General features: G+C 48.4%; 20 protein-coding genes. 2 read left to right on the forward strand and 18 right to left on the reverse strand.

Features of this window, described 5'->3' with window-relative positions:
- Positions 1-66 precede the first annotated feature (66 nt).
- Entirely contained in the window at positions 67-609 is a 543-nt protein-coding gene (locus AC1XUF_RS20810) for an NADH-quinone oxidoreductase subunit C (protein WP_483343757.1), read from the reverse strand.
- A 16-nt stretch (positions 610-625) separates the two neighbouring features.
- Positions 626-1,150 carry an NADH-quinone oxidoreductase subunit NuoB gene (nuoB, locus tag AC1XUF_RS20815; protein ID WP_483343758.1) on the reverse strand — a complete coding sequence of 175 codons (525 nt, stop codon included), beginning with the start codon at positions 1,148-1,150 and terminating at the stop codon, positions 626-628.
- Positions 1,151-1,282: 132 nt separating this feature from the next.
- Here nuoB and AC1XUF_RS20820 point away from each other — a divergent pair, with 132 nt between their 5' ends.
- The gene (locus AC1XUF_RS20820; RefSeq protein ID WP_483343759.1) at positions 1,283-2,029 is read left to right on the forward strand and encodes a hypothetical protein; all 747 of its coding nucleotides are present in this window, start codon (positions 1,283-1,285) and stop codon (positions 2,027-2,029) included.
- A gap of 22 nt (positions 2,030-2,051) precedes the next feature.
- Here the strand turns inward: AC1XUF_RS20820 and AC1XUF_RS20825 are convergent, their stop codons facing one another.
- From AC1XUF_RS20825 to moeB, 3 genes are all read right to left on the reverse strand, one after another.
- Complete coding sequence (locus tag AC1XUF_RS20825; protein WP_483343760.1) at positions 2,052-2,519, reverse strand: NADH-quinone oxidoreductase subunit A; 468 nt, start codon at positions 2,517-2,519, stop codon at positions 2,052-2,054.
- A 58-nt stretch (positions 2,520-2,577) separates the two neighbouring features.
- The gene (locus AC1XUF_RS20830) at positions 2,578-3,456 is read right to left on the reverse strand and encodes a sulfite exporter TauE/SafE family protein (RefSeq protein WP_483343761.1); all 879 of its coding nucleotides are present in this window, start codon (positions 3,454-3,456) and stop codon (positions 2,578-2,580) included.
- A 407-nt stretch (positions 3,457-3,863) separates the two neighbouring features.
- On the reverse strand, positions 3,864-4,910 hold the full coding sequence (gene moeB, locus AC1XUF_RS20835; protein WP_483343762.1) for a molybdopterin-synthase adenylyltransferase MoeB: 1,047 nt from the start codon (positions 4,908-4,910) through the stop codon (positions 3,864-3,866).
- 121 nt (positions 4,911-5,031) lie between these two features.
- Between moeB and AC1XUF_RS20840 the strand changes: the two genes are divergently transcribed.
- Positions 5,032-5,535 (forward strand): GNAT family N-acetyltransferase, encoded by a 504-nt coding sequence (locus tag AC1XUF_RS20840; RefSeq protein ID WP_483343763.1) that lies wholly within the window; start codon positions 5,032-5,034, stop codon positions 5,533-5,535.
- Between the two features lie 130 nt (positions 5,536-5,665).
- Here the strand turns inward: AC1XUF_RS20840 and AC1XUF_RS20845 are convergent, their stop codons facing one another.
- The 13 genes from AC1XUF_RS20845 to AC1XUF_RS20905 form a co-directional block, all read right to left on the reverse strand.
- Positions 5,666-6,772: a bile acid:sodium symporter family protein gene (locus AC1XUF_RS20845; RefSeq protein ID WP_483343764.1), complete on the reverse strand. Its 1,107-nt coding sequence runs from the start codon at positions 6,770-6,772 to the stop codon at positions 5,666-5,668.
- Positions 6,773-6,791: 19 nt separating this feature from the next.
- On the reverse strand, positions 6,792-7,724 hold the full coding sequence (locus tag AC1XUF_RS20850) for an RraA family protein (RefSeq protein ID WP_483343765.1): 933 nt from the start codon (positions 7,722-7,724) through the stop codon (positions 6,792-6,794).
- A 67-nt stretch (positions 7,725-7,791) separates the two neighbouring features.
- A complete protein-coding gene (locus tag AC1XUF_RS20855; protein WP_483343766.1) occupies positions 7,792-9,582 on the reverse strand; it encodes a CocE/NonD family hydrolase in 1,791 nt (596 codons plus the stop codon).
- A gap of 142 nt (positions 9,583-9,724) precedes the next feature.
- Entirely contained in the window at positions 9,725-11,287 is a 1,563-nt protein-coding gene (locus AC1XUF_RS20860) for a SusD/RagB family nutrient-binding outer membrane lipoprotein (protein ID WP_483343767.1), read from the reverse strand.
- 22 nt (positions 11,288-11,309) lie between these two features.
- A complete protein-coding gene (locus tag AC1XUF_RS20865; protein ID WP_483343768.1) occupies positions 11,310-14,756 on the reverse strand; it encodes a SusC/RagA family TonB-linked outer membrane protein in 3,447 nt (1,148 codons plus the stop codon).
- Positions 14,757-14,958: 202 nt separating this feature from the next.
- Complete coding sequence (locus tag AC1XUF_RS20870) at positions 14,959-16,062, reverse strand: FecR family protein (protein WP_483343769.1); 1,104 nt, start codon at positions 16,060-16,062, stop codon at positions 14,959-14,961.
- 645 nt (positions 16,063-16,707) lie between these two features.
- Complete coding sequence (locus tag AC1XUF_RS20875; RefSeq protein WP_483343770.1) at positions 16,708-17,319, reverse strand: RNA polymerase sigma factor; 612 nt, start codon at positions 17,317-17,319, stop codon at positions 16,708-16,710.
- A gap of 186 nt (positions 17,320-17,505) precedes the next feature.
- Entirely contained in the window at positions 17,506-17,985 is a 480-nt protein-coding gene (locus tag AC1XUF_RS20880) for a RidA family protein (RefSeq protein WP_483343771.1), read from the reverse strand.
- A 32-nt stretch (positions 17,986-18,017) separates the two neighbouring features.
- Entirely contained in the window at positions 18,018-19,514 is a 1,497-nt protein-coding gene (locus tag AC1XUF_RS20885) for a PQQ-dependent sugar dehydrogenase (protein WP_483343772.1), read from the reverse strand.
- Between the two features lie 21 nt (positions 19,515-19,535).
- Complete coding sequence (locus AC1XUF_RS20890) at positions 19,536-19,970, reverse strand: c-type cytochrome (RefSeq protein ID WP_483343773.1); 435 nt, start codon at positions 19,968-19,970, stop codon at positions 19,536-19,538.
- A gap of 119 nt (positions 19,971-20,089) precedes the next feature.
- Positions 20,090-21,826 carry a PQQ-dependent sugar dehydrogenase gene (locus AC1XUF_RS20895; protein ID WP_483343774.1) on the reverse strand — a complete coding sequence of 579 codons (1,737 nt, stop codon included), beginning with the start codon at positions 21,824-21,826 and terminating at the stop codon, positions 20,090-20,092.
- Positions 21,827-21,981: 155 nt separating this feature from the next.
- The gene (locus AC1XUF_RS20900) at positions 21,982-23,223 is read right to left on the reverse strand and encodes an amidohydrolase/deacetylase family metallohydrolase (RefSeq protein ID WP_483343775.1); all 1,242 of its coding nucleotides are present in this window, start codon (positions 23,221-23,223) and stop codon (positions 21,982-21,984) included.
- Between the two features lie 37 nt (positions 23,224-23,260).
- Positions 23,261-24,481, reverse strand: a complete 1,221-nt coding sequence (locus AC1XUF_RS20905) for an aminotransferase class V-fold PLP-dependent enzyme (RefSeq protein ID WP_483343776.1) — start codon at positions 24,479-24,481, stop codon at positions 23,261-23,263.
- Between the last annotated feature and the right edge of the window lie 163 nt (positions 24,482-24,644).

Here is a 24,644-nt window from a genome sequence, read left to right on the forward strand (position 1 = left end):
TTTCAGGCTACCAAATTTGTCCTGTTTATTTCCGCATGGTGGCAGGCGCGCAAAAATGACGACCCGTTAGGCCCTGTCGGAATTCTCTGAAAACGGTCCCATCGTGCCATCTTCATACCGTACATAAATCCCATGATAGCGGTCCTGGGCATGGTAATCCTTGCGCAACGGGTGACCTTCCCAGTCTTCCGGAAGCAAAATTCTTCGTAGATCGGGGTGACCTTCGAAGTGTATGCCCATCAGGTCAAAGGCTTCCCTTTCGTGCCAGTCGGCGGTGCGCCAGATATGTGAAACGGTGGGCACGGAAGGAAGGGGTGCCCCCGGCACGTTTCTTGGAAAAATCGTTTTGAGAGTAAAATTAAGATGATAGGGAATGGACGTCAAATTATAAATTACTTCCATCGTCGCTAACCCGGCACCGTTGTCAATTGCTGTGATACAGGCCAGATAATCAAAGTAAAGCCTTTCATCTTCGAACAAAAAGCGGCAAACATCCGCTATGCGGGCGGCGGGAACCACCAGAATGGGCTGCGGTCCTTTTGTATCGGCATCGATAGGCAGATCGGGGAACCGCTCCACGATTAACCCTGTTATTTCCTGAAAATTCATAGACTTTTGCTGATCATCAGACCTTGACTATTTGTGCTGCTTCTGCTTCGAGAAACAGTTCGGGAGCTGGTGTATGCGTATTTCTGATCTTTTCCTGTAATTTCATAAACCCTCCAATGAGCGCCTCCGGCCTGGGCGGACATCCCGGAACGTATACATCCACCGGTATAATCCTGTCGACTCCCTTTACCACATGATACCCATGCTCCCAATAAGGCCCGCCGCAATTGGAGCAGCTGCCCATGGAAATCACATATCTCGGTTCGGGCATTTGTTCGTACAATCTACGTATCCTGTCCGCCATTTTAAAGGTCACAGTTCCGGCCACAATCATTACATCGGACTGCCGTGGAGAAGGCCTGGGGAATATACCGAACCGCTCGAGATCGTAGGTAGACGCATATGCTGCCATCATCTCTATAGCGCAGCATGCCAATCCGAAGCCCATTGGCCACAAAGAAGAAAGGCGTGCCCAATTCATCAGGTCTTCTGCGTTGGTAAGGATGATACCACCGTCACCGGTTTTTATTCGTTCATTCATGGGTTCAATCGGGGTGGAAATAACTGGTATGGATATTGCTTTCAGTATCCTGTCCGGTTCACACAAAAGTAACCATATTTGGTAAGAAACCGTTTCGGCGTACGTTACAAACCATATACTATTAATCACAACATGATGAAAAACAAACTACTTTTCAGTATTACTTTGCTTTTGGTTTCAATGGGATTTGTCCGGGCGCAGACCGACAGTACGGTAAGGATTTTCAAAAGCGGGATGGCGATCTACGCAGAGTTCGGATTACTTCCGAATAATAAGGTGATCAGGGAACAACTCGCCCGTCTGCAAGTAAAACCATTTACTTCCTTTATGGGATCGCTGGTGTTGGCCAGAAGGACGGAGTCGGATAAGTGGTTCTCCGAGGGGCGTCTTATCCTGATGAACAGTACCAATTACACCAAGGATAAGGACGAGAAAAAGGCCTACCTCAATGGAATTGGCATAGGAACCGACGGCGGCCCAAAACTCGTCAATAGCCCGCGCTGGAATGTGACCATTCCACTGGGTGTAGATTTGATGCTTTACCGGCTGAATATCAGGAGCAATAGCTCCACCACCATTTCCCAGTTGGTCAATAACCCTTCGGCTTTTCAGGCGGTGCGGCTGTACACGGGCAATGTTAACCTGCATGGGGGAGTCGGCGTAGATTATAAAATGAATTTTATGCCAAAATTCAATGACAAAGTGTACTTAAGCGCAAAGGCGACCTATCATCAGCCGATTCTTGGGAAAAGAAAATGGAAAGGGGAAAATGTGACGGTAAGCGATTTGGGGAACCTGAAAGTGAACCAGGTTTATATCCAGCTGGGCGTGGTAATGTTTCCAAAACCTGGCATGAAAAAATGGGGTGGGATGCACTGAAAGCACCTCCTTGCCCTTTCAGTCAGGTTTTATACCGTTCGTTTATTTTTTGATACAAGTCAGCTGGTACCGGCGATTTTATTTCCGGTATTTGCGGTTTAGGCCTTACCCAGTCCAGATACCCCTTGGCCCAGGCATAAGCGAGTCCCAAAATCAGTATTCCAACAAAAACCGTCATTTCTGCCATCGCAAACCATCCCCAGGCACCATTGGTCTGGGCGATCAATTCTTCGTTACCGAATACGACTGCCCAGGGAAACATAAACAGGAGTTCGACTTCAAAAAGGACAAAGACGAGGGCTACCACGTAAAAACGCACGTTAAACTGAATATTCGCATTGCCCAGCGGATCCTCACCCGATTCGTAGGTCGTTAGTTTTTCTTCATTGGGACGATCTGGGCGGAGAAATCTGGCAATGGTCAGCATCACGCCGATCAGTACCAGACCTGAAATAATGAATAGAAGAATATATCCGAAATCGGTGAGCATAATGTAAAACGATTTCCGCAAAACTAAGGAATTTCGTTTTACAGCTGCCTGAAAAGGATTAAATGCTTTGAAGAATGGTGCGGATGCTAAGCCCGATTACGAGGAAACCTACGATCAGCATCAATGGTTTGCGGCGGATCTTGCCTACAAGCATCGCACCGAAAGGAGCAGCGATTACGCCTCCCGTGATCAGCCCTAATACAACCTGCCAGTTATTAATCCCGCTGAAAAGCAGGAAGGTTACCCCGCTGGAAAATGCCACAGCAAATTCGGCAGCATTGACAGAACCGATGGTGTACCTAGGGTCGCGGCCCTGTCCCAGCAAGGTTGAGGTAACAATCGGTCCCCAACCTCCCCCACCAATGGAATCCAGAAACCCTCCGGCTGCTGCCAGTACGCTGATTCTTTTGGTTTTATTTTTGATGATGGTCTTTTGTAGTGCCTTGCGGATAATGATGATCCCGAGGACCAGCATATAAAATGCGATAAATGGCTTGATGAAATTGCCGTCGATCACATCGGAAAGCAAGTAAGCCCCTACAATGGCTCCAAGTACCCCCGGGATCAGCAGACTTTTAAAGAGCTTCTTGTTAATATTTTTAAAACGGAAATGCGAGATCGCTGATGCGCCGGTTGTGAACATTTCGGCAAAATGCACGCTTGCACTGCTTACCGCAGGTGTTACCCCAAGCGACAGCAGAAACGAATTGGAAGTAACCCCATATGCCATTCCCAAAGCCCCGTCCACAAGCTGTGCAGCTAATCCTACTAACAAATACAAGGCGAAGTCTCCGGTAAGAAATTTAATAACATCTTCACCGTCAATGGATGAACTTCCGCTAAAAAGGAAAATTCCGAGCAATGCCAAAACGGCTGCCGGAATGATATACCATAGCGGAGATGAAGGAAGTTTGAGCGAAAGCACTTTGGCAAGCATGCGGTTGGTTTTGAAATGATGAGCGTTGGATACAAAAATAGTAAAACTATTTAATCTACGTAATTGATAGAGTATTAAAGTTTGCTTAAAATGGTTTGCCATCCTGGAATCTCTCCAGTCACGAAGTCAATAATTGCGGCGATTGCTGCGATAAAGGCTTATGGAAATTGGCTCTGACGCCTATCTGAATTTGTAGTCACTTGGTTGCTCGTTGGGTAGTTCTAAGGATTTCCAATGGGGCGAACAGCCTCTGCTTCATAGCTAATCACCAATTGAATATCTGTTGTCTAGTTTGTGAATGGTGCAATGCTGCCGTCGGCGAGGAGAGAGATAGTATACAGATCTTCGCTGTCGGCAAAAAGGATTGACCTTCGAAATCTGCCTGGATCTTGCTTAGTAAAAATGTTCTACCAATTCCTTCCCCAGTAGTTCTCACCCGAAAAACCGCTCTCATGGAGCATCAGGGAGGCTTTTTTGCTGCGGATCCCGCTTTGACAGTAAAAGACAATGATTTTGTGTGCAGGAAAGGCGGGAATATTTTCGGGAATATCGGACAAAGGGATATTCGTGCCCCCAAAATGATCGGCTTCGAACTCATAGTATTCCCGGACATCGATCAGCTCGACCCGATCGGGATACGTGCTCTGCAGGGCCTCGAATTCTTCGAGGGAAATTTCCCTGATGGTGGTTTCTTGCTTAGCAACTGCTGCGGTCTGCTCAATAGGGGCTATATTGATCGCAGCAGATTTTGAAAATTGAAAAACGGATGACGAATTTGTCAACGCATTAATGACAAGTAACTTTCCAGAGAGTGGTTCTCCGATTTCAGAGATTAGTTTCATGGCTTCATTGGCCATATAACTTCCAATTAGTCCGGGGAGAATACCGATTACGCCGGCTTCAGCACAATTGTCTTCTTCGCTGGTATCGGGGAAAAGGCAGCGGTAGGTAGGGCCACCCTGATAGTTAAATACCGAAACCTGTCCTTCGAACCTTAAAATAGATCCAAAAACGAATGGTTTTCCCAGCTTTACGCAAAAATCATTGATCAGGTAACGTGTCGGAAAGTTATCGGACCCATCGATGACCAGGTCGAAATCCTGAATCAATTTTTCCGCATTGGATTCGGTTAGCCGGACCGGATAGGGTGTGAATGTTACAAAAGGATTTAAAACCGAGAGCTTGTCTGATGATGTCAGCGCTTTGTTTTTGCCGATATCAGCCGCAGCATAGAGAATTTGCCGGTGCAGGTTGGTCATATCAACCGTATCGTCGTCTACAATCCCGATATGGCCCACGCCGGCGGCGGTCAGATATTGTAAGACGGGGCAACCCAGGCCACCTGCCCCAACCACCAAAACTCGGGCCGATTTTAACTTTTCCTGTCCCGGCAGCCCAAATTCAGGGAGCAATATTTGCCTGCTATATCTTTTCCGTTCCTGTTGCTCTAGCATTGCCCTTTTGTTTTACCGACGAATCTATCAAATAAAAGGCTTTTTTTGCCAATTCTTTTTCAAGAATTATAGGGTAACTTTAACCCCGTTTATTAACCTGACAACGACCAGTTTTACATTGATGGATCTTATAATCAGAAGTGCCACTCCTAAGGACCTGCCTTCTCTGCTTGAAATTATTAACCACGCCATTCTCAATACGACCGCTATTTACGATTACGAACCCCGGACACTGGAACAGCAAAGAGCATGGCTGGACCAGATGTTCAGCGATGGCATGCCTGTGATTGTAGCTGAATTAGAGGGTATCGTGATTGGTTACGGTTCCTACAATATTTTTCGGCCCAAAATCGGATACAAATTCAGCGTAGAGCATTCCATTTATCTGGACGAAAAATCGAGGGGGATGGGAATAGGAGGAAAATTGCTGGGCAGCCTGATCCAGCGCGCCAAAGAGTCGGGGATCCATACGATGATTGGCGGCATTGATGCAGCGAACCGCGGCAGCATCGAATTTCACAAAAAATACGGGTTTGTTGAAAAAGGCTATTTGAAAGAAGTCGGGTTTAAGTTTGACCAATGGCTCGATCTCGTTTTCATGCAGCTATTGCTGGAAGAAGATTAATGCAGTTGCTCATAGTCCGGAGACTACGAGCAACATGGTAGAGGTCCCCCGCACCGCAAATAGCTGAAATCTTTCGGGTATCGAGACCTTCGGACGCAGGAATGCTGGCTTGAGACGACATTCCAACTTCCTAATGGGCACGCCCCGTTTCAACATAGGTCTCCTCGTCGCCGGTAGGTTTCCCTTGCCACCACGATGCCAGAATCGACCCAGTGATATTCATCAGCGGACCGAAAATCGCGGGTGCCAAACCAACAGTGGCCATTTTGCCCATTTCCTTCGCAATCCCGGAAGCGAGGCCGCCGTTTTGCATACCCACTTCAATGGCAATCGTCCGGCAATCTCGTTCGCTCATTTTGAACAACCTGCCCGACCAATAACCCAGGGTATAACCAGAAAGATTGTGGATCAGCACAAGCAGCAGCAGGGTAGGGCCAATGGTGAGCAGGCTATCGCGTCCGGCGGCGGTAATGATCACAATAATGAAAGCTATACCCGCCATCGATATCAGCGGCATCGCCGCGTCCAGCCATTTTACTTTTCCGCTGAATAGTTTATTGAAAACCAATCCGGCACCAATGGGAATGATCACCATTTTGATAATATCCCACATCATATGCAGCGTGTCGATCTTCACAAAAGCGCCTGCCAGAAAGCTCATCAAAATCGGTGTAACGATTGGGGCCAGCATCGTTGAAATCGCGGTGATTGTAATGGAAAGTGCCAGGTTGGCTTTGGCCAGGTAAGAAATCACATTGGAAGCCATACCATTGGGAGAGCATCCGATCAGGATTATGCCTGCTGCGATTTCGGGTGGAAAGCCGCTGAGGTTTGCCAAAGTAAACCCAATGCTTGGCATGATAATAAAATGGCTGAATACTCCAATCAACACTCCTTTCGGCATTTTTACGACGCCCACGAAATCGCCAAAGCTCATAGAAGTCCCCATGCCGAACATGATGATCTGGATTAAAGGGGTAATGAGCGTTGAAAGTTTAAAATCGCCCACAGTAAGGAAATACTGGGGATAGTACAGGGCGGTTGTAACGGCCGCAAAAATAACGGTGGTATAAGTAAAGCCCTTCAGTTTTTCGTAGCCACGAAAACTGACCGCCATCGCCAGGAAGAAAGCGATAAAAAAAGGGCCTGCGGAAGGTAGGCTGCCGCTAAAAGCAAGATATAGCGCCACGAGCAGGCACAATGCCGCAGCACCGGAGAGGATTTTATAAATGTTCATAATGCGTTGCTTAAACAAATTACCAGGTCCTCTTTTTCATATATTCATCCAGCTCCGAACGTTTCATAGGGATCTCGTTCGGGTTTTTGTCCAGCCATTTCAGGAAGTCCGACTTCAGCGTATCCGACCATTGGCTGTCGATCTGGCCCGGCGTGTATTTACCTTCTTTCAACATCTGGATGCCAAATTTGTCACGCAATGCGATGAACTCGGCAGTAACTACCACTTTCTCGACCATATGCGCCGGGATAAAAATCACGCCCTCTTTTTTGGCGAGAACCAGGTCGCCAGGCAGTACTACCGCGCGTCCGATGCGGATCGGCGTATTCAGGCCCATTAATACCTCGTCTTTCAGGTAAGATGGATCGAAATCGCGGACAAATGCATTGAAACCTTCAATTTTCGACAGACCTTCCAGATCTCGCACCGACGCATCGAATACAACGCCGTTGCCTGATTTGGCGTAAATGGAATTGGCAAGATTGTCGCCTATCAGCGTTCCTTCCGCGATTTTTCCAAAGCCGTCGGCCACGTAAACGTCCCCTTTGCTCAGCACATCAATCGGCCAGGAATTCGTGTTCCCGATCCGCCCGTTTTTCGTGCCGCGGTCTTTGATGTTTTTTTCGATATCGGGACGGGATGGCATAAACTGGGCGGTTAACGCGCGGCCGGCGATTACCACGTCGGGGTGCACCATTTTCCAGTTGCCTTCGAACTGGGAATTGTACCCTCCGTTTTTCAATACTACCCAAGCCTCTTCAATGTTGATTTCTTTGGCCCGGCGTACCATATCGTCTGAAACTTTCGGGCGCCCGTCCGGAAACCTCTCTCCCTTCCATTCGGATGTCAGGAATATCAATTCGTCTTTAGAAATGGTTTGAGCCTGGGTTGAATGCCTGCTGCTCAGCAGCAAAGCCATGATAGCGAGAGAACTAAGGAACTTTAATTTCATAGAATAAAAATAATTAACGATTCAGGACTTGGGTGGATAAAGGTACGCTATTGTGTTTGTTTAAGATTCAATCGGAGCTCAGGTCCGATACTACCGGCAGTATCATATGGCTGATCCGGCTTCCGCCGTGATGAACAGTTTGCTGGGCAATGCGTGTTTTCGCACTGCTTCCAAGTGGCTCGCCGGTATTAGGGTTCCTGTCAAACTGCGGAAAGTTACTGGATGTGATATCGATCCGGATGCGGTGCCCGGGCTGAAAAACATGGGCAGTTCCTGTCATTTCTATCTCGTATTCATAAACCTGATTGGGTGTCAAGAGCTTCAATTTGTCGAGGCCCTCACGGAACTTCGCCCTCAAAATTCCCTCCGAAACCGGCATAGCAAAGCCATTGGGCTGGACATCAACCAGCTTGACCATCCAATCGGTATCCGGCCCGTCAGTTGCCGCGAACAATTTCATTTTTACCGGCCCTGCGATAGTCAATGGTTTTTCAAGAAATTCGCCGGTGTAAACCAGGATATCCTCCCGCTGTTCCAAAGGGCGCTGGTCGCGCGGACCGGACAGGGTAGGGGTGCCGCAGCAATTATTGCCGCCCGTGGTCGGTACAGGCATTTGCGGGTCGTACCGGTAAGTATCCGTGCTGGCTTTGGTTGGCTTAAAAAAAGTCAATGTCCCGTTTCCGCGCACCGAATTGGCCGTGCCGTTACTACTCAGGTACAGTTCCCGGTATTTGGTGCCAGGAATCGGCCAGTCGGTTTCGCTTCTCCATTGATTGGCGCCCATATAAAATAGTTTCACCGGCTTGTCGGTATCGATCTGGTTTTTGACACCTTTCAGATGGTGATCAAAAAAACTGAGCTCAGTCTCGAATTGGTCAATCAAAGCGGCGGGTGTAAAATCGACGTCTCCAAATGACTGACTGGGCCCGTGCCCCCATGGACCGATGATCATCCGCGCACCTTTTCTGGCTTCCGGTGTAGCGCCTTTGGTTTTCATTCCCACATATCCGTTGATCGTGCCCATCAAAAAGATGTCAAACCAGCCGCCGGAAACATAAGTAGGTACGTCTATTTTATTGAAGCGTTCCTCGTCACTGATCGATTTCCAATAGGTGTCATAACTTTCGTGTTCGATCCAGTCGCGGTAATGTTGTACCACAGAACCGGCGCTTTGCAGATCACCGTCTTTCAATGGTAAATGCATTAAAATATTCGCGTATTTCAGTTCTTCCGGCGTGTAATTTTCAGTGTGCCAGTATTGGGGCAGCATGATTTTATTGGGCATCCGCACGACGCCCCAGCCGTAATTAAAGCTCAGCCTGAATGCGCCTCCCATGGTGATCCAGTTGGCGTAAATGTTGGTCGACGCCAGCGATGGAAACGCAGCTACAAGATGTGGAGGGTTTAAACTGGCCGCCTGCCATTGGTTATGTCCCAGATAACTTCCCCCCTGGGTCGCCACTTTTCCATTGGAGAAGGGCTGCGTGCCTGCCCATTCAATGGTATCATATCCATCCTTGGCTTCGTCGAAAAAAGGGACCCATTTACCGTCACTTTCATAGCGGCCCCTCACATCCTGCACTACCACTGCATAGCCCCGCTGGGCAAACTTGATCATGGTCTGATGCACGGCGTCCCGCTGGGACCCGTAAGGCGTGCGGGTGACAATGGTCGGATATTTGCCGGGTGAAGCCGGGAGGTAAACGTCTGCATACAGAATTACGCCGTCGCGCATTGGTACCGCCTTATGGCGTTCAATGCGGATTTCGTTCAGTAATTGCGCTTTGACAAATCCGGGGAACAAAAAACAGACGGCCAGCAAGGCCGCCAGCGACGTATTACTTAAAATCTTCGGCATGATCGGGTTCAGGTTTCATTATTGTTAAGACAAAAAAAGACCCGCAGATCCTCATTCTATCCCCGTATTTTTTTATTGCTTTAAAAATAAGAACGGATTGCAGGTTTGACCCCGCAATCCGCAATAAATAAGGCACTACTGATTACTTATCCCACCAAACCACACTTGAAAGTGTATTGGTGCCACCCTGACGGGTACGTGCTTCATAGAAGTTATCTCTGTTATATGTTTCTTCCGAATCGGGGATCACAAAACGGGTCGGAATTTTGCCGCCGGTCAGGTTGCCCGGATAGTTGGTTGGCGTCAGCTTGGGGTAGCCGGTACGTCTCCAGTTCGAGAAGATCTCGTATTCATCTTCCAGGAACAGGCTCACCCATTTTTGTGTGCCGATCTGTTCCATTTGCTCAGCCAATGTTCCGGCAGCTTTGTACGGATTGGCTTTCAGGTATGCAGCGATTTTTGCATCTGAAATGACACCCGCGTTGCCAAATAATGCCCATTGCTTCATCGCTGAGGTTACCGCCGCATTGTATTCGGCTTCCGCAGTGGTAGCATTGTACCAGCCTCTCAGGTTTGCTTCTGCCAGAAGCAGGTGCATCTCGGCGCTGGTGAACACCAGTAAAGGCGCGCTGTATTTCAGGATAGTCGCAGGATTGGGCTCCGAATAAGTATTGAAATCGCCGGGCAAACTATTGAATGCTGCATTTTGCATTCCCTTTTGCAAGGCGGTAGTTGTATCCGCAGTGAACGTTTTCCCATCCGCAGAAGGTACCCACACGATGGAGATCACATTCAGGCGAGGGTCTTTGGTGGTTTTCAAATAGTCGATCAGCGTTTTCGAGAATTTACCGCCTTCTACATTGTCGCCGCCCGGATTCACGTAATCCGTACTCATCAGGCCGCTTGCAATGAAATTGCGGCTCGCTGTAACGGATCCGTCCACATAAGCAATGGTGGCCATATCGGAATCACTGGTGATCACGCCACCGGCAATTGCCTTCTTCACCCAGGTTTGGGCCATGGCAGGATCCACTTCCGTCAGGCGCATACCCAGACGCAGCATCAATGAATAGCCGAACTTCTTCCATTTCGTCACGTCGCCGCCATAGATAAGGTCGGAAGTGCCAAAAGTGGCTTTGCTGGCGTCGAATGCGGCGATTGACTCCTCGATCTCTTTGAGCATATCTGCGTAGATAGAAGCCTGCGTGTCGTATTTCGGGGTAAAATTCTTGTCAGTAAGCGCTTTTCCGGCTTCTGAATAGGGAATATCACCATACATGTCTGTCAGCCTGTGGTACAGATAAGCTTTCCAGATACGGGCTACGGAAAGTTTGTTCACATCTTCTGGAGAGGTCTTCACCGCACCGATCACCTGCTCCACATCGATTACCGCACCGGCAGTAGCAGGATCGCCGCCATACAATGCCCAGCTGCCAGTGGAGTAGCTATAATTGAAATATTTGTCACCCGCAGCCGGAACTTCCTTGTAGGTGGCAAAGTGTTGCATGGAACCGCCGATGGTCAGGTAGGCAGCACCTGTAAAGTTGTTACTCACCGTCGTAAGCTGTGTCCGGGTGAAAAGGAAACCGGGAACCACTTCGGTGGAAGCATTGGGATTGACATTCATTTCCTCAAACCCGTTGTCACAGGAAGCAATGAAGAAGGCCATCGGGGCCAGATATAGCAGCTTTAAGTATTTTTTCATATTCACTAAATATTTTTAATGATTAAAATTTCACTTGCAGGTTCACACCGATGTTCCTGGTTCTTGGTACACCAAATGCTTCCAGACCTTGCGCATTACCGTTGGTATAGCTGGATTCAGGATCGAAGTAATTGTTCCTCTTGTCTTTGTAGAGCAGCAGAAGGTTACGTCCCACGAGCGAGAGTGAAGCGGATTGCAGCTTGGTACCCAGGAGCGAGAACTTCGAGACAGGCAGGTTGTAGCTCAGGATCACCTGACGCAGCTTGATGAAATCGTTGTTGAACACAAAAATACCCGTGTAGTTCTTATCATTGTCATAGTAGGTATCCACATCTTTTTTCTCCCAGAACTTGGTGAAAGGAGCGCCCTCAGGAGTTACGCCTGTAACAGTTACACCGGTTTCACGACCTGGAAGCGTCTCTTTCGGCAAGCCGAAACGATAGGCATACTGGTACATGTTGGAATAAACCACGCTTCCGAACTTGCCGTCTACCAGGATATTCAGTGAGAAATTTTTGTATTTGAAATTGTTGGTGATACCCATTGTCCAGGGAGGGATACCATTGCCCATTTTTTGCAGATCACCTCTTACCGCATAGCCGCTGGCTGTGTTGAATACCGTATTTCCGTTGGCGTCTTTCTTTTTGTTATAACCCCATACCTCACCATAAGTACCTCCTACATAGTTGTTGATGATACCGCCACCTACACCAGTACCGACTGTCAAACTGGGAAGTTTATCGTCCAGTTTAATGATCTCACTTTTGTTGTAAGCCATGTTGTAGCTGATATCCCAGGAGAAATTGCCCGATTTAACAGGCGTACCGGTCAGCAAAAGCTCTACTCCCTTATTGCTCAGTTCACCCACGTTCAACAGCGCTGATGTGTAGCCTGAGGAAGATGCGATGTTGCTTTGGACAATGTCATTGGTCGTCTTACGATTGTACAGGGTTAGGTCTAATCCCAGGCGGTTTTGAAGGAACTTGGCTTCGATACCTGCTTCATAAGTGGTGGAAGTAAGCGGTCTCAGGTTAGGGTTAGGCACCAATGCCGATCCCAATTGCTGCACCGGACGACCATTGTGGCCACCTTGCGCCATGCTGTAACTCTGATAGATCTGGTAGGCAGCCACGTTGGCACCACCCACTTGTGCCCATGAACCACGCAGTTTTGCAAAGCTCACCGCAGCCGGCAGTCTGAACGCTTCTGACAGGATCAGCGATCCACCGATTGCCGGATAGAAAATGCTGTTACTAGCTGTGTTCAGCACCGAGAACCAATCCTGGCGGCCCGACATGGTGATGTATGCAAAACCTTTGTAACCCAAATCCACCGAACCAAACAGGGAGTTGATACCGCTTTTGGTATAAGTAGGAACCGTAGTGGTCGTCGCCAGGTTGGTAAAGCTGTAAAATCCGGGAATAGTAAACTCAGTTCCGTTGAACGCGGTCTGATCGTAAATGCTTCTTTGCATGTTACCACCGGCCAATGCGGAGAAGTTGAAGTTCTCGGAGAAATCCTTGCTGTAATTCAGGGTAAGCATTCCGTTTGTTTCCGACGAGGTAATTTTCTTAGCCTCGTAAGTTCCCAAGGGCTGGTAAGCGTTGTTGGACGGCACCACGAATTCGTAATTGAAGTTGTAGTAATCCTGACTCACGCTTCCTTTGATGAACAGGTTGTCCAAAATGTCATACTTAATATTGGCCTGCCCAAGGAAACGGTTTTTGCGGTCTTCGTTTTTGAATTTGTTGATCACGAAGTATGGGTTTGGAGCGGCAGGTACCGGGTTCCATTCTACTTCTTTGCCGGTTGTGGCATCGTAGCCGGGCGAAAGGCTCCTGATATCCACTGTGTTGGCGATCAGATAAGTGGCCCAGTGTGGGTTGTAATCTGCGTAACCTACTTTCGGACGGTTATGACCATTTTCGATGTTGTACTGCACGACCGTCTCGATGCTCAGTTTTTTACCCAATTGTGCGTTCAGGTTCAGGTTGGCAATTCTCCTGTTGAATGAAGAATTAGGCACAATGCTTGTTGCACTGGTATTGTTCAGCCCGAAACGAAAATTAATAACCTCGTTACCGCCTGTAAATGAAATGGAGTTGATATAGTTTTTCCCGGTACGATAGAAGTTTTTGAGGTTGTTTTTCTGAGGAGAATACGGACGCATCTGGCCGTCAAACTGGATCACATCGGTACCATCCATTTTTGCTCCGTATGACAAGCGGCCGGAGCTTTTTGCCTGCGTTTGAGTAGTTGGCTTCACACCATCCACGCCTTGTCCGTACTCATATTGCCAGTCAGGGATGATGGAGAGGTTATCTACACTGAAGTTACCGTTATACTCTACTCCGATGCCTTTTTGAGCACGTCCCTTTTTGGTAGTGATCAAAATAACCCCGTTGGAAGCGCGGGCACCATAAAGCGCGGCAGCAGGGCCGCCTTTCAGAACGCTGATCGATTCGATGTCGTCGGGATTGATACCGCCGATGCCGTCACCACGGTCGGTGTTGTTGCCATTTCCGTCCGACGCGTTTCCGCCACCCGGTACGCTGTTGTCCATAGGCATACCGTTGATCACATACAAGGGTTGGTTATTGCCGCTCAGTGATCCGTTACCGCGGATGATGATACGGCTGGAACCCCCTGGGCCGGTAGCCATACCGGTTGCATTGACACCCGCTATCTTGCCGGTCAACGCATTGGCCACGTTGTTTTCGCGGGCTTGAGTAAACTCGCTACCTTTTACCTCTGTCACCGCGTAAGCAAGTGCCTTCTTTTCTTTGGAAATACCCAAAGCGGTTACCACTACCTCGTTCAGTGCTTTTGCTTCGGGTGCAAGCTGTACGTTCAGGTCTGTCTGCGAGCCGATTGTAATTTCCTGTGAGGTATAACCTACAAAGCTGAATACCAGAACGGTCGAGGCTACTTCTGCATCGGGGATATCCAGCGCATATTTTCCCTCCGAGTCGGAAGAAGTGCCGCGTTGCGTGCCTTTTACCAACACGCTCACACCCGGCAGGCCTGCGCCTGTTTCGTCGGTTACTTTGCCCGTAACGTTGCGTTTGGGTGCCACTTTGCTCGTCGGAACATCCTCTTGTACCGGAACTTGCTCCCTCTTCAGGATAATGCGGTCCTGCACCACCTCGTAAGTAACTTTGTGCGGGGTCAGGATTTTATTCAAGACTTCCGAAAGCGCTTCTTCCTGGAATTTATAAGTCGATTTCTGGCTATTGAAAATCTGAGGGTTATACATAAACTTGACCCTCGTCACGTTCTCAATTTTTTCCAATGCCTTGTCAATGTCGGCATTGGTCAATCGCAAAGTCACTTTTTGTTCTAAAACTCTTTGTCCACGCACATCGTTGGCGTGCACGAGCGTGCCGAAGGCGATGGAGAGTAGGGCTTGATACAGCGTAATGCGCATGATTTTCTGTAAAGCATGGTGAAATTGTACTGTTTTTGACATAATTTTGATTTTTGTCGGTTAAAATTCGGCATTATGATTCCCTGACAGCCCGCCTTGGCGGATGTCGGTTTTGAACAAACGAGGGGGACTAAACTGGGTCGGTGATGTTGCAGCATCATCGACTTTTTCTTTTGGAGCAATTAGTAATAGATTCTATTCATAGGCATCACCGTATTGTAGTCAGTTAAGAGAAAGGTATGAGCTACCAGCAGCCTTTGCTGGTGATAATAATGCTGGCGTCCATTTGCTCGTATTCTGCACCAATGGTCTTGCAAATCAGGTTTATCTTTTCAAAAAGCGGCTCATCTGAAAGTGAGGCGGTCAGATAGCAGTTTTGCATAACCTCGCCATCAAAAATGATCTTTACCCCGTAGGATTTTTCGAGTGTCGCGAAAACATCGTTAATCGGGGTGCCTTTAAATTCAAAGGATTGTCTCTGGATCGGCAATTCGAGCAGTTTCGGGTCGGGCACCAGGCTTCGCGTCAGGCGCAGTTCTTTGGCTGCATAAGTGATTTGCTGGTTGGGTGTCAGCACCATTCCGCCGAGCTTATCAGTTGCATGCTGATTGGCCAATGCTTCCTTGGTCATCGGGAAAACCGATACTTTTCCTGTTTTGACTACCACTTTCACCTCCCGGTCATCATCAAATGCACTCACCTTGAAGCTGGTCCCCAATACTTTCGTGGCCAATGTTCTTGCGTATACATAAAAGGGTTTGTCCGGGTTTTTGGCAACTTCAAAAAATGCCTCTCCATTCAGGAATACCTCTCTTTTATTGCTTTCGAATTTCTTAGGATAAGTAATGCGGCTTTCCGGTTGCAGCAGCACTGAACTCCCGTCTTCCAGGATCACCAGTTGTGCCTTTTCGGTCGTATTGTTGACCTCCACCAAAGGCTCGGTAATCTGGCTCAATATGGCTTTGTATTGATCCGACTGTTGCTGTGAGGCAGTTTGCTTGTGAAGCCACCAGCCCGCAAAAATAAGGAGCAGGACCGAAGCGGCCATATGGTACCAATTAGGCTTGAAACGAAGCCAGATCGATGATTTTTTGGCAGCTTTCTCGCCTATTGCATGGGATAGCCTGTAGATTTCATTGGCAATTTCTTCGTCCGAGATCTGGTCGAATTCCGTTTCGGTCATTGCCAGAAAGTGCTTTGCGCGGGTTACCAGTTCGAGCTTGTCGGGATTCTCCTCCATCCATTCCCTCCATACCTCTTCCTGAGCGGGATCGTTGAACAAGACCCAGCTTCTGAAAGACGGATCGGCAGCGAGCTCCTCCGGAAGAAAATTGCGGTAATTATGCATAACAAGCAAATAAAAATAGGCCAATTTCTATAAGGATGCAGAATGATTGGGGTAATACTCTTTTTGTGGAAATTATTTTAGGAATTTATGCTGGTGGCTGATGAACTCCCTGCCGATCGGACAATTACTTGCGTGCGATGCTGCGTATTTCTTTCTTTTGATAATGCTGGGTTTGAGGTTGTCAGAAAAAAGAAGGGGCAGATGATAAAGTTGTTTTAGATTACAATTCCGACCACGATTAAAACTTGTATGTTCCGTATAAGATTGGTTGTGAGCTTGGGGCATATTTCAAAATTTTTGCCACGAAATTTACGGTCTTAATATCCCGGAGCTAAGCGTTTTTAACTGGTGAACCAGAGAGATACCGGCAGTTATGACGCAAGGAGGGACCGTTGAAGAGGTAATGGAAAATATCAGTGATGCGCCTGGACTATATGTTCAGGATTCCCTCGAAAGCATCACCGAAAATGACCCTTTTGGGGGATTGTGGTAGCTTGGGTGCGATCATTTCAACTGAGGAATCGGACTTTGCGCGATGTCAGCAGGCGACAGTGCCACCGCATTCATAGCACCGTTTGTGAGGCAATTAGAAGGCAACTAGGAATTGTTAGGCTTGATGAAGCAGATGATACAACGATTTCTAACCTATTCCCAAGAAAAAAGCAGCACAATCATTACATGCCCGGCCCAGTGCATCTGTGCTTTCAGCGATGTAATTGCCTTGAACAATAAGTTAGCCACGGATTGCCTGTTAACCTGCATCAGGTCCGCAATTTGTTCATTATCCATTCCTTCGAAATATTTCAGGAAAATGGCTTCTTTCTGGCGGCGGGGGAGCTCTTCCAGGGCGCTACGCACTTTAAATTGATTTTCGGTGAAGGCCTCGTGATTTTCTATTTCCGTTTCAATCGTCTGATAATCAGAAATCTGACCTGCCTCGTCAATGTCAAGCAATGAGTGGGAAGCATTGTTTCGGCGGAATTCCTGCATCAACTGGTTGCGCAATGCTCTCAGGAAGTAGATCGAAACAAATTGGATATGGATGGTCTCGCGTTTCTCCCAAATGTGTATCAGCAGTTCCTGAATTGAATCTTTGATGAACTCCCGATCGGAAGTGAATTGGGTGGCGTAATTGAAAAGCGTGCGGTACTGCTTGTCGGCCAGCTGGCAAAACGCCAGACTGTCCCCGGCCTGGGATTGGCGCCAGAGATCCAAGAGAACGATGTTCTCCTCAGCGATACGTTGTCTTTTGTTCAAATTTGGTACGGTAAGACAACAAAGTAACTGTTTCTCGCTGAAATTTAAAATATAAGATCGATTTAATTTTTTTATTTAAAATTATCTGCCGGCTAATTTAAGTTTAGCGGAATATTAGTCGGTTTTCTAAGGTTGGACTTACCAAATCTTGAAGACTTGTAAGTCCAACCCCGAAGAAACCAGAAACTAGATATACGCGATGCAGTCGATCTCAATCAGCGAGTCGCCAGGGATTCCTTTAACGGCGACAGTGGTGCGAACCGGTGGTTTTTTTCCGAAGCGGCCTTTATATACTGCGTTCATTGTTGCCCAGTCCTCGATTTTGTCCAGGTAAACATTCACCTTCAACACTTTATCCATGGAAGAGCCAGCCTTCTTCAGTTCCTCTTCAATCGAATCCAAAACAATCTTGGTGTGCGATGTCACGTCCCCCGGGACGTGAGCGCCTTTGCCAGCTATAAAAACGAGATTATTGAAAATGGTATGACCGGCAAATAACGGCACATCCTGAAGCATTTCTACGCTGCCACTTTCATGAGTGGGGGCGGGGGTGGCCCCTGCTGGCAAAACTTCCGCGGGAGCGGCTTTGGCAGCAACGCCAATTCCGGCAATACCTGCTACCGATGCAAACAATTTTTTGATGATCGATCTTCTTTCGGATTTCATATTGGTTTTAATTAAGGTTAGATATTAAATGGTCATTGTGCTTTTTTCTTTTTGCGTTTTTTAGCCATTTTCTCGTTGGCCGGCAATGTAATCTTCCAGATACTGCCTCCCGCCTTATTTCCGCCTTGCTTGCCGCCGTACTCGATTACATATAAGACGTTTCCAACCAGCAGCGCATCCGTCGGCGACGTGAAATTGTCTATGATCCTGGTTGTCTTTACTTTATAATTGTCAGATGCCTTGTCATAGATCATTTGGAGGTGCAGGAGGTCTTTTCCCTGCCTGCGAAGTGGGCTTGGATTGGTTACACCGTTTCTGGGGCCACCCGCATACCTGATCACAAATCCGTCCCCCGTCAAGTCTTTGCCCAAGGCGCTCTTGGTATCGAAAAAGAGCCCCAGCGGAGATGAATGCGCATTGAACGTTCCGACGGTTACTCCGGTCGTATCCCCATCCATGATCACGCCGGTCTTCTTATCCCGGTATTCGTTTGCATCAGGGCCCATGTTCTGGACTGATGGGGTGAATGTAACACCGGCAGGCCGTTTTGGGAAATCCGGATCGTTGTGAAAGTACTTCATCAGCAACGCGAAAGCAAATTTGCTCAGGAATGGGTCTTTGTCGGGATCGGGCTGGAAATCGGGATATTGTTGTGGGTTATCGATGCCGCCCATCACCCACGGGAAGCCATAATGGTGCCCTTGCCTGATCCAGAACATATCTTCCGGATGATCATAATCGCCGGAATTGGATACGCCGAATAAATTTCCTTTTGGGTCGAAAGCCATGTCGTAGGCGTTCCTGATGCCCTCGGCGTACAGGTAGCCGTCGGCCTTTAACTGGGCTGCGTCCGTAGACAGCAACAGGTCCTTGGCGTCAATTGGAAACCTGAAAACGTTGGAAGTCAATGCATTGTCGCGTGCATTAGGATATTCGCCACCATTGTCCTGTACCTCGCCATGGTCTGTTCTGGCACCGGTGTTCACAAAAATGTATTTGCCGTCCGGACTGATTTCCAGGGCATTCCAACCGTGATCAAAGGTAGTTTTGTTGGCACCATATTCGACTGTGTTGAAAACAACGGTCATTTCAGGTTTTTCAACATCGGACGTTCCCACGCCTGCTTTCATTTCATAGCGGACCATCCTGCCTTTGTTTCCTTTGTTGTTATTGACACTCACATTACCAGCCAGAAAAAGCGTATTGCCATGAAAAGCAGCACCTTGCAAGCGGGGTATGCCATGGTCTTCCACGGAAAGCAGTTTTTTGCTTTGCGGTTTTCCATCCACTTCTACAATTTTCAGCACATCGCCAAAGAAGGTCGTGTAATAGATTTCGCCGCTGACGGGATTCTGAATGATCCTTACGGCTTCCGGCTCCACTTTCATGTATTCTTCGATCGTGATGTCGTCACGAAGCGGGACGGGTGTTTTGGTAACTACCTCCCTTTGCTGTGCGGAGGCCCCCAATGATATCCCTAATAATGCGAGGGCATATCCGGTTTTCAGGAAGTTTCTGTAATGTAACATTTATGACGATTGGGTTCAGGATTACTCTGTTTTGCCTAAATGGCGGACATAGGCCACCAGCTGCCATCTTTGCTCGTCGGTGAAAACGTCCTTGAAAGGGGGCATATTCCCTCTCCCGGTCGACATTTTCCAGAACAGTGCGCCATCACTCTGGGCCTTCACCAAAGTATCGTGGAAATTGGCGGGTTTTTGTCCCAGTGCGCCACCGGCTGCACCGTCCCCATAGCCGCCATCGCCGTGGCAGGAAGCGCAATAAAGCGTGAACAGTTCTTCGCCCTGTGCTAACGTCAGCGGCTCTTCGTGGTACGGACTTTTGAGGGTATCGGTCCAGGAAGGCGCTTTCCATGGATCCTGGGCGCCATGTAGGAATGGGTCTGTCGCTTTGGATGAGAACCCTGCAAGGCCAGCTCCGGAAAAAATAATGATTACTGCGGCGAAAACGTTATTTCTGCGCATTCAAAGTGACTGTATGGTGGAATTTTATATTGGGTTGCCATTCTCCCTCCAACCTTTTAAAGGAATACTCAATTGCCGGAGAGTAATATCCGCTTAAACAGGTTGGAGGAAGAAAAGCCTTATTTCAAACTATCGAGTGCGGCCCGCGCCTTAGACACTTCTTCCACACTAACCGGGCTTGCACTGTTGCCAAAATTGCTCCTGATGTGCGTAAGTACTTCTGAGATTTCTTCGTCCTTTAAAAAACTGTGCTGGGGCATTACGTTGTTGTAAGACTGCCCCTTCACGTCTATGGGCCCTTCCAGTCCTTTCAATAAAACATTGATCAGTTTGGTCTTGTCCCCCGTAACCCACTCCGAACCACCCAATGGCGGAAAACGTTGCGAGTCGCCCATTCCGTTACGCTGGTGACAGGCACCACAATAAACGCCGTATACTTTTCCTCCTGCGATCGGCTGGTCTTTGTCCATGTTATCGTTCACAAAATCCGGAGTTCGGATGTGCGTCAATGACTTTCTTTTTTCCTGCGAGGCCAAAGCAGCTTTGCCAAATTTCTTTTTATTGCCTTTATAAGTTATTTTCCAAATCTTGCCTTTCTCAGTTTCAGCGATATAGATAGAGCCATCCGGCCCCATTGCAATACCCATAGGGCGATAAACGGCGTCACTTACATTTACAATCGGGTCAACGCCTGCGAAGCCGTCGGCAAAGATCTCATAGGGGCCCGAAGGCTGCCCGCCTTTAAAGGGCACAAACCCAATGAAGTAGCTCGACTGCGGATAAGGCGCACGGTTCGTCGATCCGTGGAAAGCGATGAAAGATCCGTTTTTGTAATGTTCAGGAAACTGGTTTCCCTGGTAAAAAAGCAGGTCGTTCGGTGCCCAGTGCCCTGGAAAACCAATCAGCGGTTTTTCGTACTGACCGCAGTCGCCCACGATTTTCCCATCGCCGCCATATTCCGGATTGAGGACTTTTTTACTCTGCATCTGGTCCCAGTAGCAATAAGGCCAGCCCGCGTGGGTTCCTTCCTTGATCCTCAGAAATTCTTCGGATGGCAGCATGGCACTTTCCCAGCCGTTGTAAAGCTGTGGCCATAAACGCAGCAAGTCGTCACGACCGTGCTGCAATGCATACAGGTTTTTATCCGCAAAATTCCAGTCCATACCGACGATGCTGCGCAGCCCGGTCGCGAACTTGACGCCGTCTTTCTGATGCTGCCCGAGTTTGTTTGCGTCAAATTTCCAGATGCCGCCGTGGTCTTCCAGGATAGGGCAGGGGTTCATTCCCGGCGAGCCTGGTGTACGGTTGTCGACCTGGCAGCAGTTGGAATTGGCCCCGAACGGAACATACATGAAGCCTTTGTCGTCGAAGGTAAGCGGCTTTGCAATGTGTTCATGCATGCCATGAGGATGGTCGTCGGTGAGGACCACTTCCTCCGGACTTTGCGGGACAAGGTCGCCCGGTGTCAGCTTATATCTGTAAACCACCAGTTCCGAGCTGAAATACAGATATCCTTTGTAAATCCGCATGGCGGTTCCGTAAGCCCTTTCCCTGGCTTCGCCGCCGAAACGTTTGACGATATCGGCCCGGCCGTCATGATTGGTATCCCGCAGCGCAATGACGGATTCTCCTTTGTTGGCAAACCGTGCTTTTACATAGATATCTCCGTTATCGTTGACCGCAATGTGCCGTGCGCGGCCAGGCAGACTGTCGACGACTACAACTGCTTCAAAACCATCCGGCAAGTACAATCCGCCGTTTTTGGAATTGAAAGGCTTGTCCTGATGATCTGAGGTAAAGCCCAGCACGCAGAGGGTTAAAAGCGCCGCGGACCTTTTCAAGAATTTTCTGTTCATGATGTGTTAAAGGCGGATCTAAGAAGTTAATAATACTCAGAATATTGTTTTGAAACATGCCATTGTCATCCTAAGCGCGGTCTAGGGGAGATGCGGTCGCCGGGAAGCCCTTCGACCGCCAGGGCGGCCCCGTCCACTCAGGGTCACAAGGCAGCTCATTTCAAATAAATCGGTTTTGTGATCCCATTTAAATCATAGACAATCTTTCCGCCCATGATGGTCAGTTCGCATTCCAGTTTTTCCTTGCCTTCCATTTTATAACCGGTTTTGTCATAAAATCCGAAGTTGCCTTTTCGCATCGAAAACACGGCTACGTCGGCGATGGCATTCTCGGAAATGTGGCCGAGCTGCTCGCGGTGGATCACCTGCGCCGGCGCCCAGGTACTGGCTTTGATGACCGATGGCAGGTCCATCCCCATCACATAGAATTTGGACATAATGCTCAGCATATCCTTCATCGAGCCATTCATGCTGCCGGTATGCAGATCGGTACTGATTGTATTGGGGTAAAAACCCGCTTTGAGTGCCGGGATCGCCTGAGAGTAATTGAAGCTGGCGCCTCCATAGCCGACGTCGAAAATGATCCCTTTTTTGCGGGCTTCAAGCGTGAAGGGCTTCACTTTGCCCGTCGCTTCATCTACAATGGTTTCTCTAATGTTACCTTCCAGCAAGGTGTAGGCGTGTGTGAAAATATCTCCCGGGCGGAGATGCTTCATAAACAGATCCTCCAGAGGAAGCGGAGGGGTACTGCCGCCGAAATCGACCATGACGGGCATATTGGCCAGTTTTCCGGCCTTGACCGCATTATCCACCGGTTTCCAGTCATGCCCCATAAAGTGGGCTACCTTGAAGCCTACTACGTCGTTGCGGTTTTTAAGTGCCACCGCCGCTGCCAGCCCAGGGTCCATGTCGCTGGTATCCTGTTCGATCTGCCCGCCGCTCATGCCTTTCCCTACAATATTCATAAAGGACAGCACACGAGTTTTCGAATGGAAAATCACATTGTTTTTGAAATCATCGAAATTGGACCAGCCTGCGCCACCAGCATCGACAATGGTCGTTACGCCCACCCGGAACGTGAAACCATCGGGAGGCAATGCTGTAAAACTGTTGCTCAGATAATGGTTCACCTCCGTGCCGAAGAACACATGTCCGTGGATATCAATCAGTCCCGGCGTTACATACATACCTTTGGCATCCACTACCTGGCGTGCTTCCTTGGGGTCAATATCTTTCGCGACTTTCTTGATCTTCCCCTCAAATATGCCCACGTCCATGACCTGGTTGATGTTATTTTTGGGGTCGATTACGGTTCCGCCTTTGATGAGGATACTGTAAGTCTGCGCGTAGCTGTGCAGACCTGCCAGCAGAAAAAGAAGGACAACTTTGTATTTCATTTTCAAAAATGGGTTTAGGTCAGTGCTTGCAGTCCAGTTATACGACTGCTTTTGAAAGCTCCTCTTTCAAACGGCTGGCGACAATTTTTTCTTCTCCCGATTTCAGCATCCAGGCTGTGATCGTCAATGAATTATTCTCAGCCGGCATGATCTCGATAGATGGGTTCCCTTTGCGCAGGTTTTCCTGTAAAAGTTTTACAGGCAGGCTTACTCTGGCGGGATCCCAGGATACTTTCAAAGTAGGGGTGTGGTTTCCGAGCTCGGGAACATTTACTTCCGTGGTGACGCCTGCGACGCTTTTGGCAGCATTGCCAATGTGTGCGATCCGGTCTTCCCAAACTTTCCATTCTTTTTTGTGGTCCATCTTCACAAAGTTGTCCACCGCCACGTACATGCCGAGGATTTCCTCTTTGTTTACCTTCATGCCGCGACCGATCGTCGATCCGCGTGGGGGCATGCTTAATCTTGCCGCATCGATCAGCTGTTTCTTGCCCATCAGAATGCCTGCGCTTTGAGGTCCCCTCATGGCTTTGCCGCCCGACACACAAACCAGGTCGAAGCCCATATCGTTGAATTTCCAAAGGTTTTCGACCGGCGGAACGTCCGCTGCCATATCGATCATGGTGGGAATGCCATTCTTTTTAGCGATCTCGATCCATTGTTGGTGGTTGATCTGTCCTTTATCCGACTGGATGTTCAAAAACCAGAGCAAAGCGGTTTTTTCATTGATTGCCTTTTGCAATTGTTCGGCGGTCTCAATTTCGATGATTTTGCAGCCGGTGTTGGTCAGTGCATGTGAATAGCCGATGTTATGGCCTTTCTGGATAATGACTTCGGATTTCATGCCCGTACCTTCCAAATGCGGGAGGGCTTCCACTTTTTTCTGGTCCATTCCGGTCAATACCCCTGCAAGTCCCAATGTCAATGCTGAAAAGCAGCCCGCAGTCACCACCGCGGCTTCCGCGTGGCATATGGCAGCGATTTTTTCGCCCACTTTGGTCTGCACTTCATCCAGCATCATAAATTCCTTTGCGGCGCCCTGGATCGTTTCCATTACCTCATCCTGCATCAGTGAGCCTGTCATCGCCGTGTAGGTACCCGCAGCATTAATAAAAGTACGGATGCCCAGTTCTTTGGCTAGGTTCCTTGTTGCTCCCTTCGCAACGAATGCATGGGTACCTATGCTGTTTTGTCCGATAAATCCGCCTAAAAGAGGAAAAGCGGACAGGTGTTTGATTAAATCTCTGCGGTTTATCATAGTGATCAAGGGCTGAAATATGGAGATAAAGGCTTTTTTTTAAAAATTAAACAAATAACAGAATAAGGATGCAGAAAATATGTGCGAATACCCCACCGGGAGGACAATTATTTTTATTTAACGGCATTGGAGAAATAAACTTTGGTTAATATTGACTTTAAGG

This window comes from Dyadobacter sp. HNCC25DJ185 (assembly GCF_056895195.1).

Coding starts and splice junctions, on each gene's coding strand:
- AC1XUF_RS20810 (WP_483343757.1), bottom strand. CDS start 609: ATGAATTTTCAGGAAATAACAGGGTTAATCGTGGAGCGGTTCCCCGAT.
- nuoB (WP_483343758.1), bottom strand. CDS start 1,150: ATGAATGAACGAATAAAAACCGGTGACGGTGGTATCATCCTTACCAAC.
- AC1XUF_RS20820 (WP_483343759.1), top strand. CDS start 1,283: ATGATGAAAAACAAACTACTTTTCAGTATTACTTTGCTTTTGGTTTCA.
- AC1XUF_RS20825 (WP_483343760.1), bottom strand. CDS start 2,519: ATGCTCACCGATTTCGGATATATTCTTCTATTCATTATTTCAGGTCTG.
- AC1XUF_RS20830 (WP_483343761.1), bottom strand. CDS start 3,456: ATGCTTGCCAAAGTGCTTTCGCTCAAACTTCCTTCATCTCCGCTATGG.
- moeB (WP_483343762.1), bottom strand. CDS start 4,910: ATGCTAGAGCAACAGGAACGGAAAAGATATAGCAGGCAAATATTGCTC.
- AC1XUF_RS20840 (WP_483343763.1), top strand. CDS start 5,032: ATGGATCTTATAATCAGAAGTGCCACTCCTAAGGACCTGCCTTCTCTG.
- AC1XUF_RS20845 (WP_483343764.1), bottom strand. CDS start 6,772: ATGAACATTTATAAAATCCTCTCCGGTGCTGCGGCATTGTGCCTGCTC.
- AC1XUF_RS20850 (WP_483343765.1), bottom strand. CDS start 7,724: ATGAAATTAAAGTTCCTTAGTTCTCTCGCTATCATGGCTTTGCTGCTG.
- AC1XUF_RS20855 (WP_483343766.1), bottom strand. CDS start 9,582: ATGCCGAAGATTTTAAGTAATACGTCGCTGGCGGCCTTGCTGGCCGTC.
- AC1XUF_RS20860 (WP_483343767.1), bottom strand. CDS start 11,287: ATGAAAAAATACTTAAAGCTGCTATATCTGGCCCCGATGGCCTTCTTC.
- AC1XUF_RS20865 (WP_483343768.1), bottom strand. CDS start 14,756: ATGTCAAAAACAGTACAATTTCACCATGCTTTACAGAAAATCATGCGC.
- AC1XUF_RS20870 (WP_483343769.1), bottom strand. CDS start 16,062: ATGCATAATTACCGCAATTTTCTTCCGGAGGAGCTCGCTGCCGATCCG.
- AC1XUF_RS20880 (WP_483343771.1), bottom strand. CDS start 17,985: ATGAAATCCGAAAGAAGATCGATCATCAAAAAATTGTTTGCATCGGTA.
- AC1XUF_RS20885 (WP_483343772.1), bottom strand. CDS start 19,514: ATGTTACATTACAGAAACTTCCTGAAAACCGGATATGCCCTCGCATTA.
- AC1XUF_RS20890 (WP_483343773.1), bottom strand. CDS start 19,970: ATGCGCAGAAATAACGTTTTCGCCGCAGTAATCATTATTTTTTCCGGA.
- AC1XUF_RS20895 (WP_483343774.1), bottom strand. CDS start 21,826: ATGAACAGAAAATTCTTGAAAAGGTCCGCGGCGCTTTTAACCCTCTGC.
- AC1XUF_RS20900 (WP_483343775.1), bottom strand. CDS start 23,223: ATGAAATACAAAGTTGTCCTTCTTTTTCTGCTGGCAGGTCTGCACAGC.
- AC1XUF_RS20905 (WP_483343776.1), bottom strand. CDS start 24,481: ATGATAAACCGCAGAGATTTAATCAAACACCTGTCCGCTTTTCCTCTT.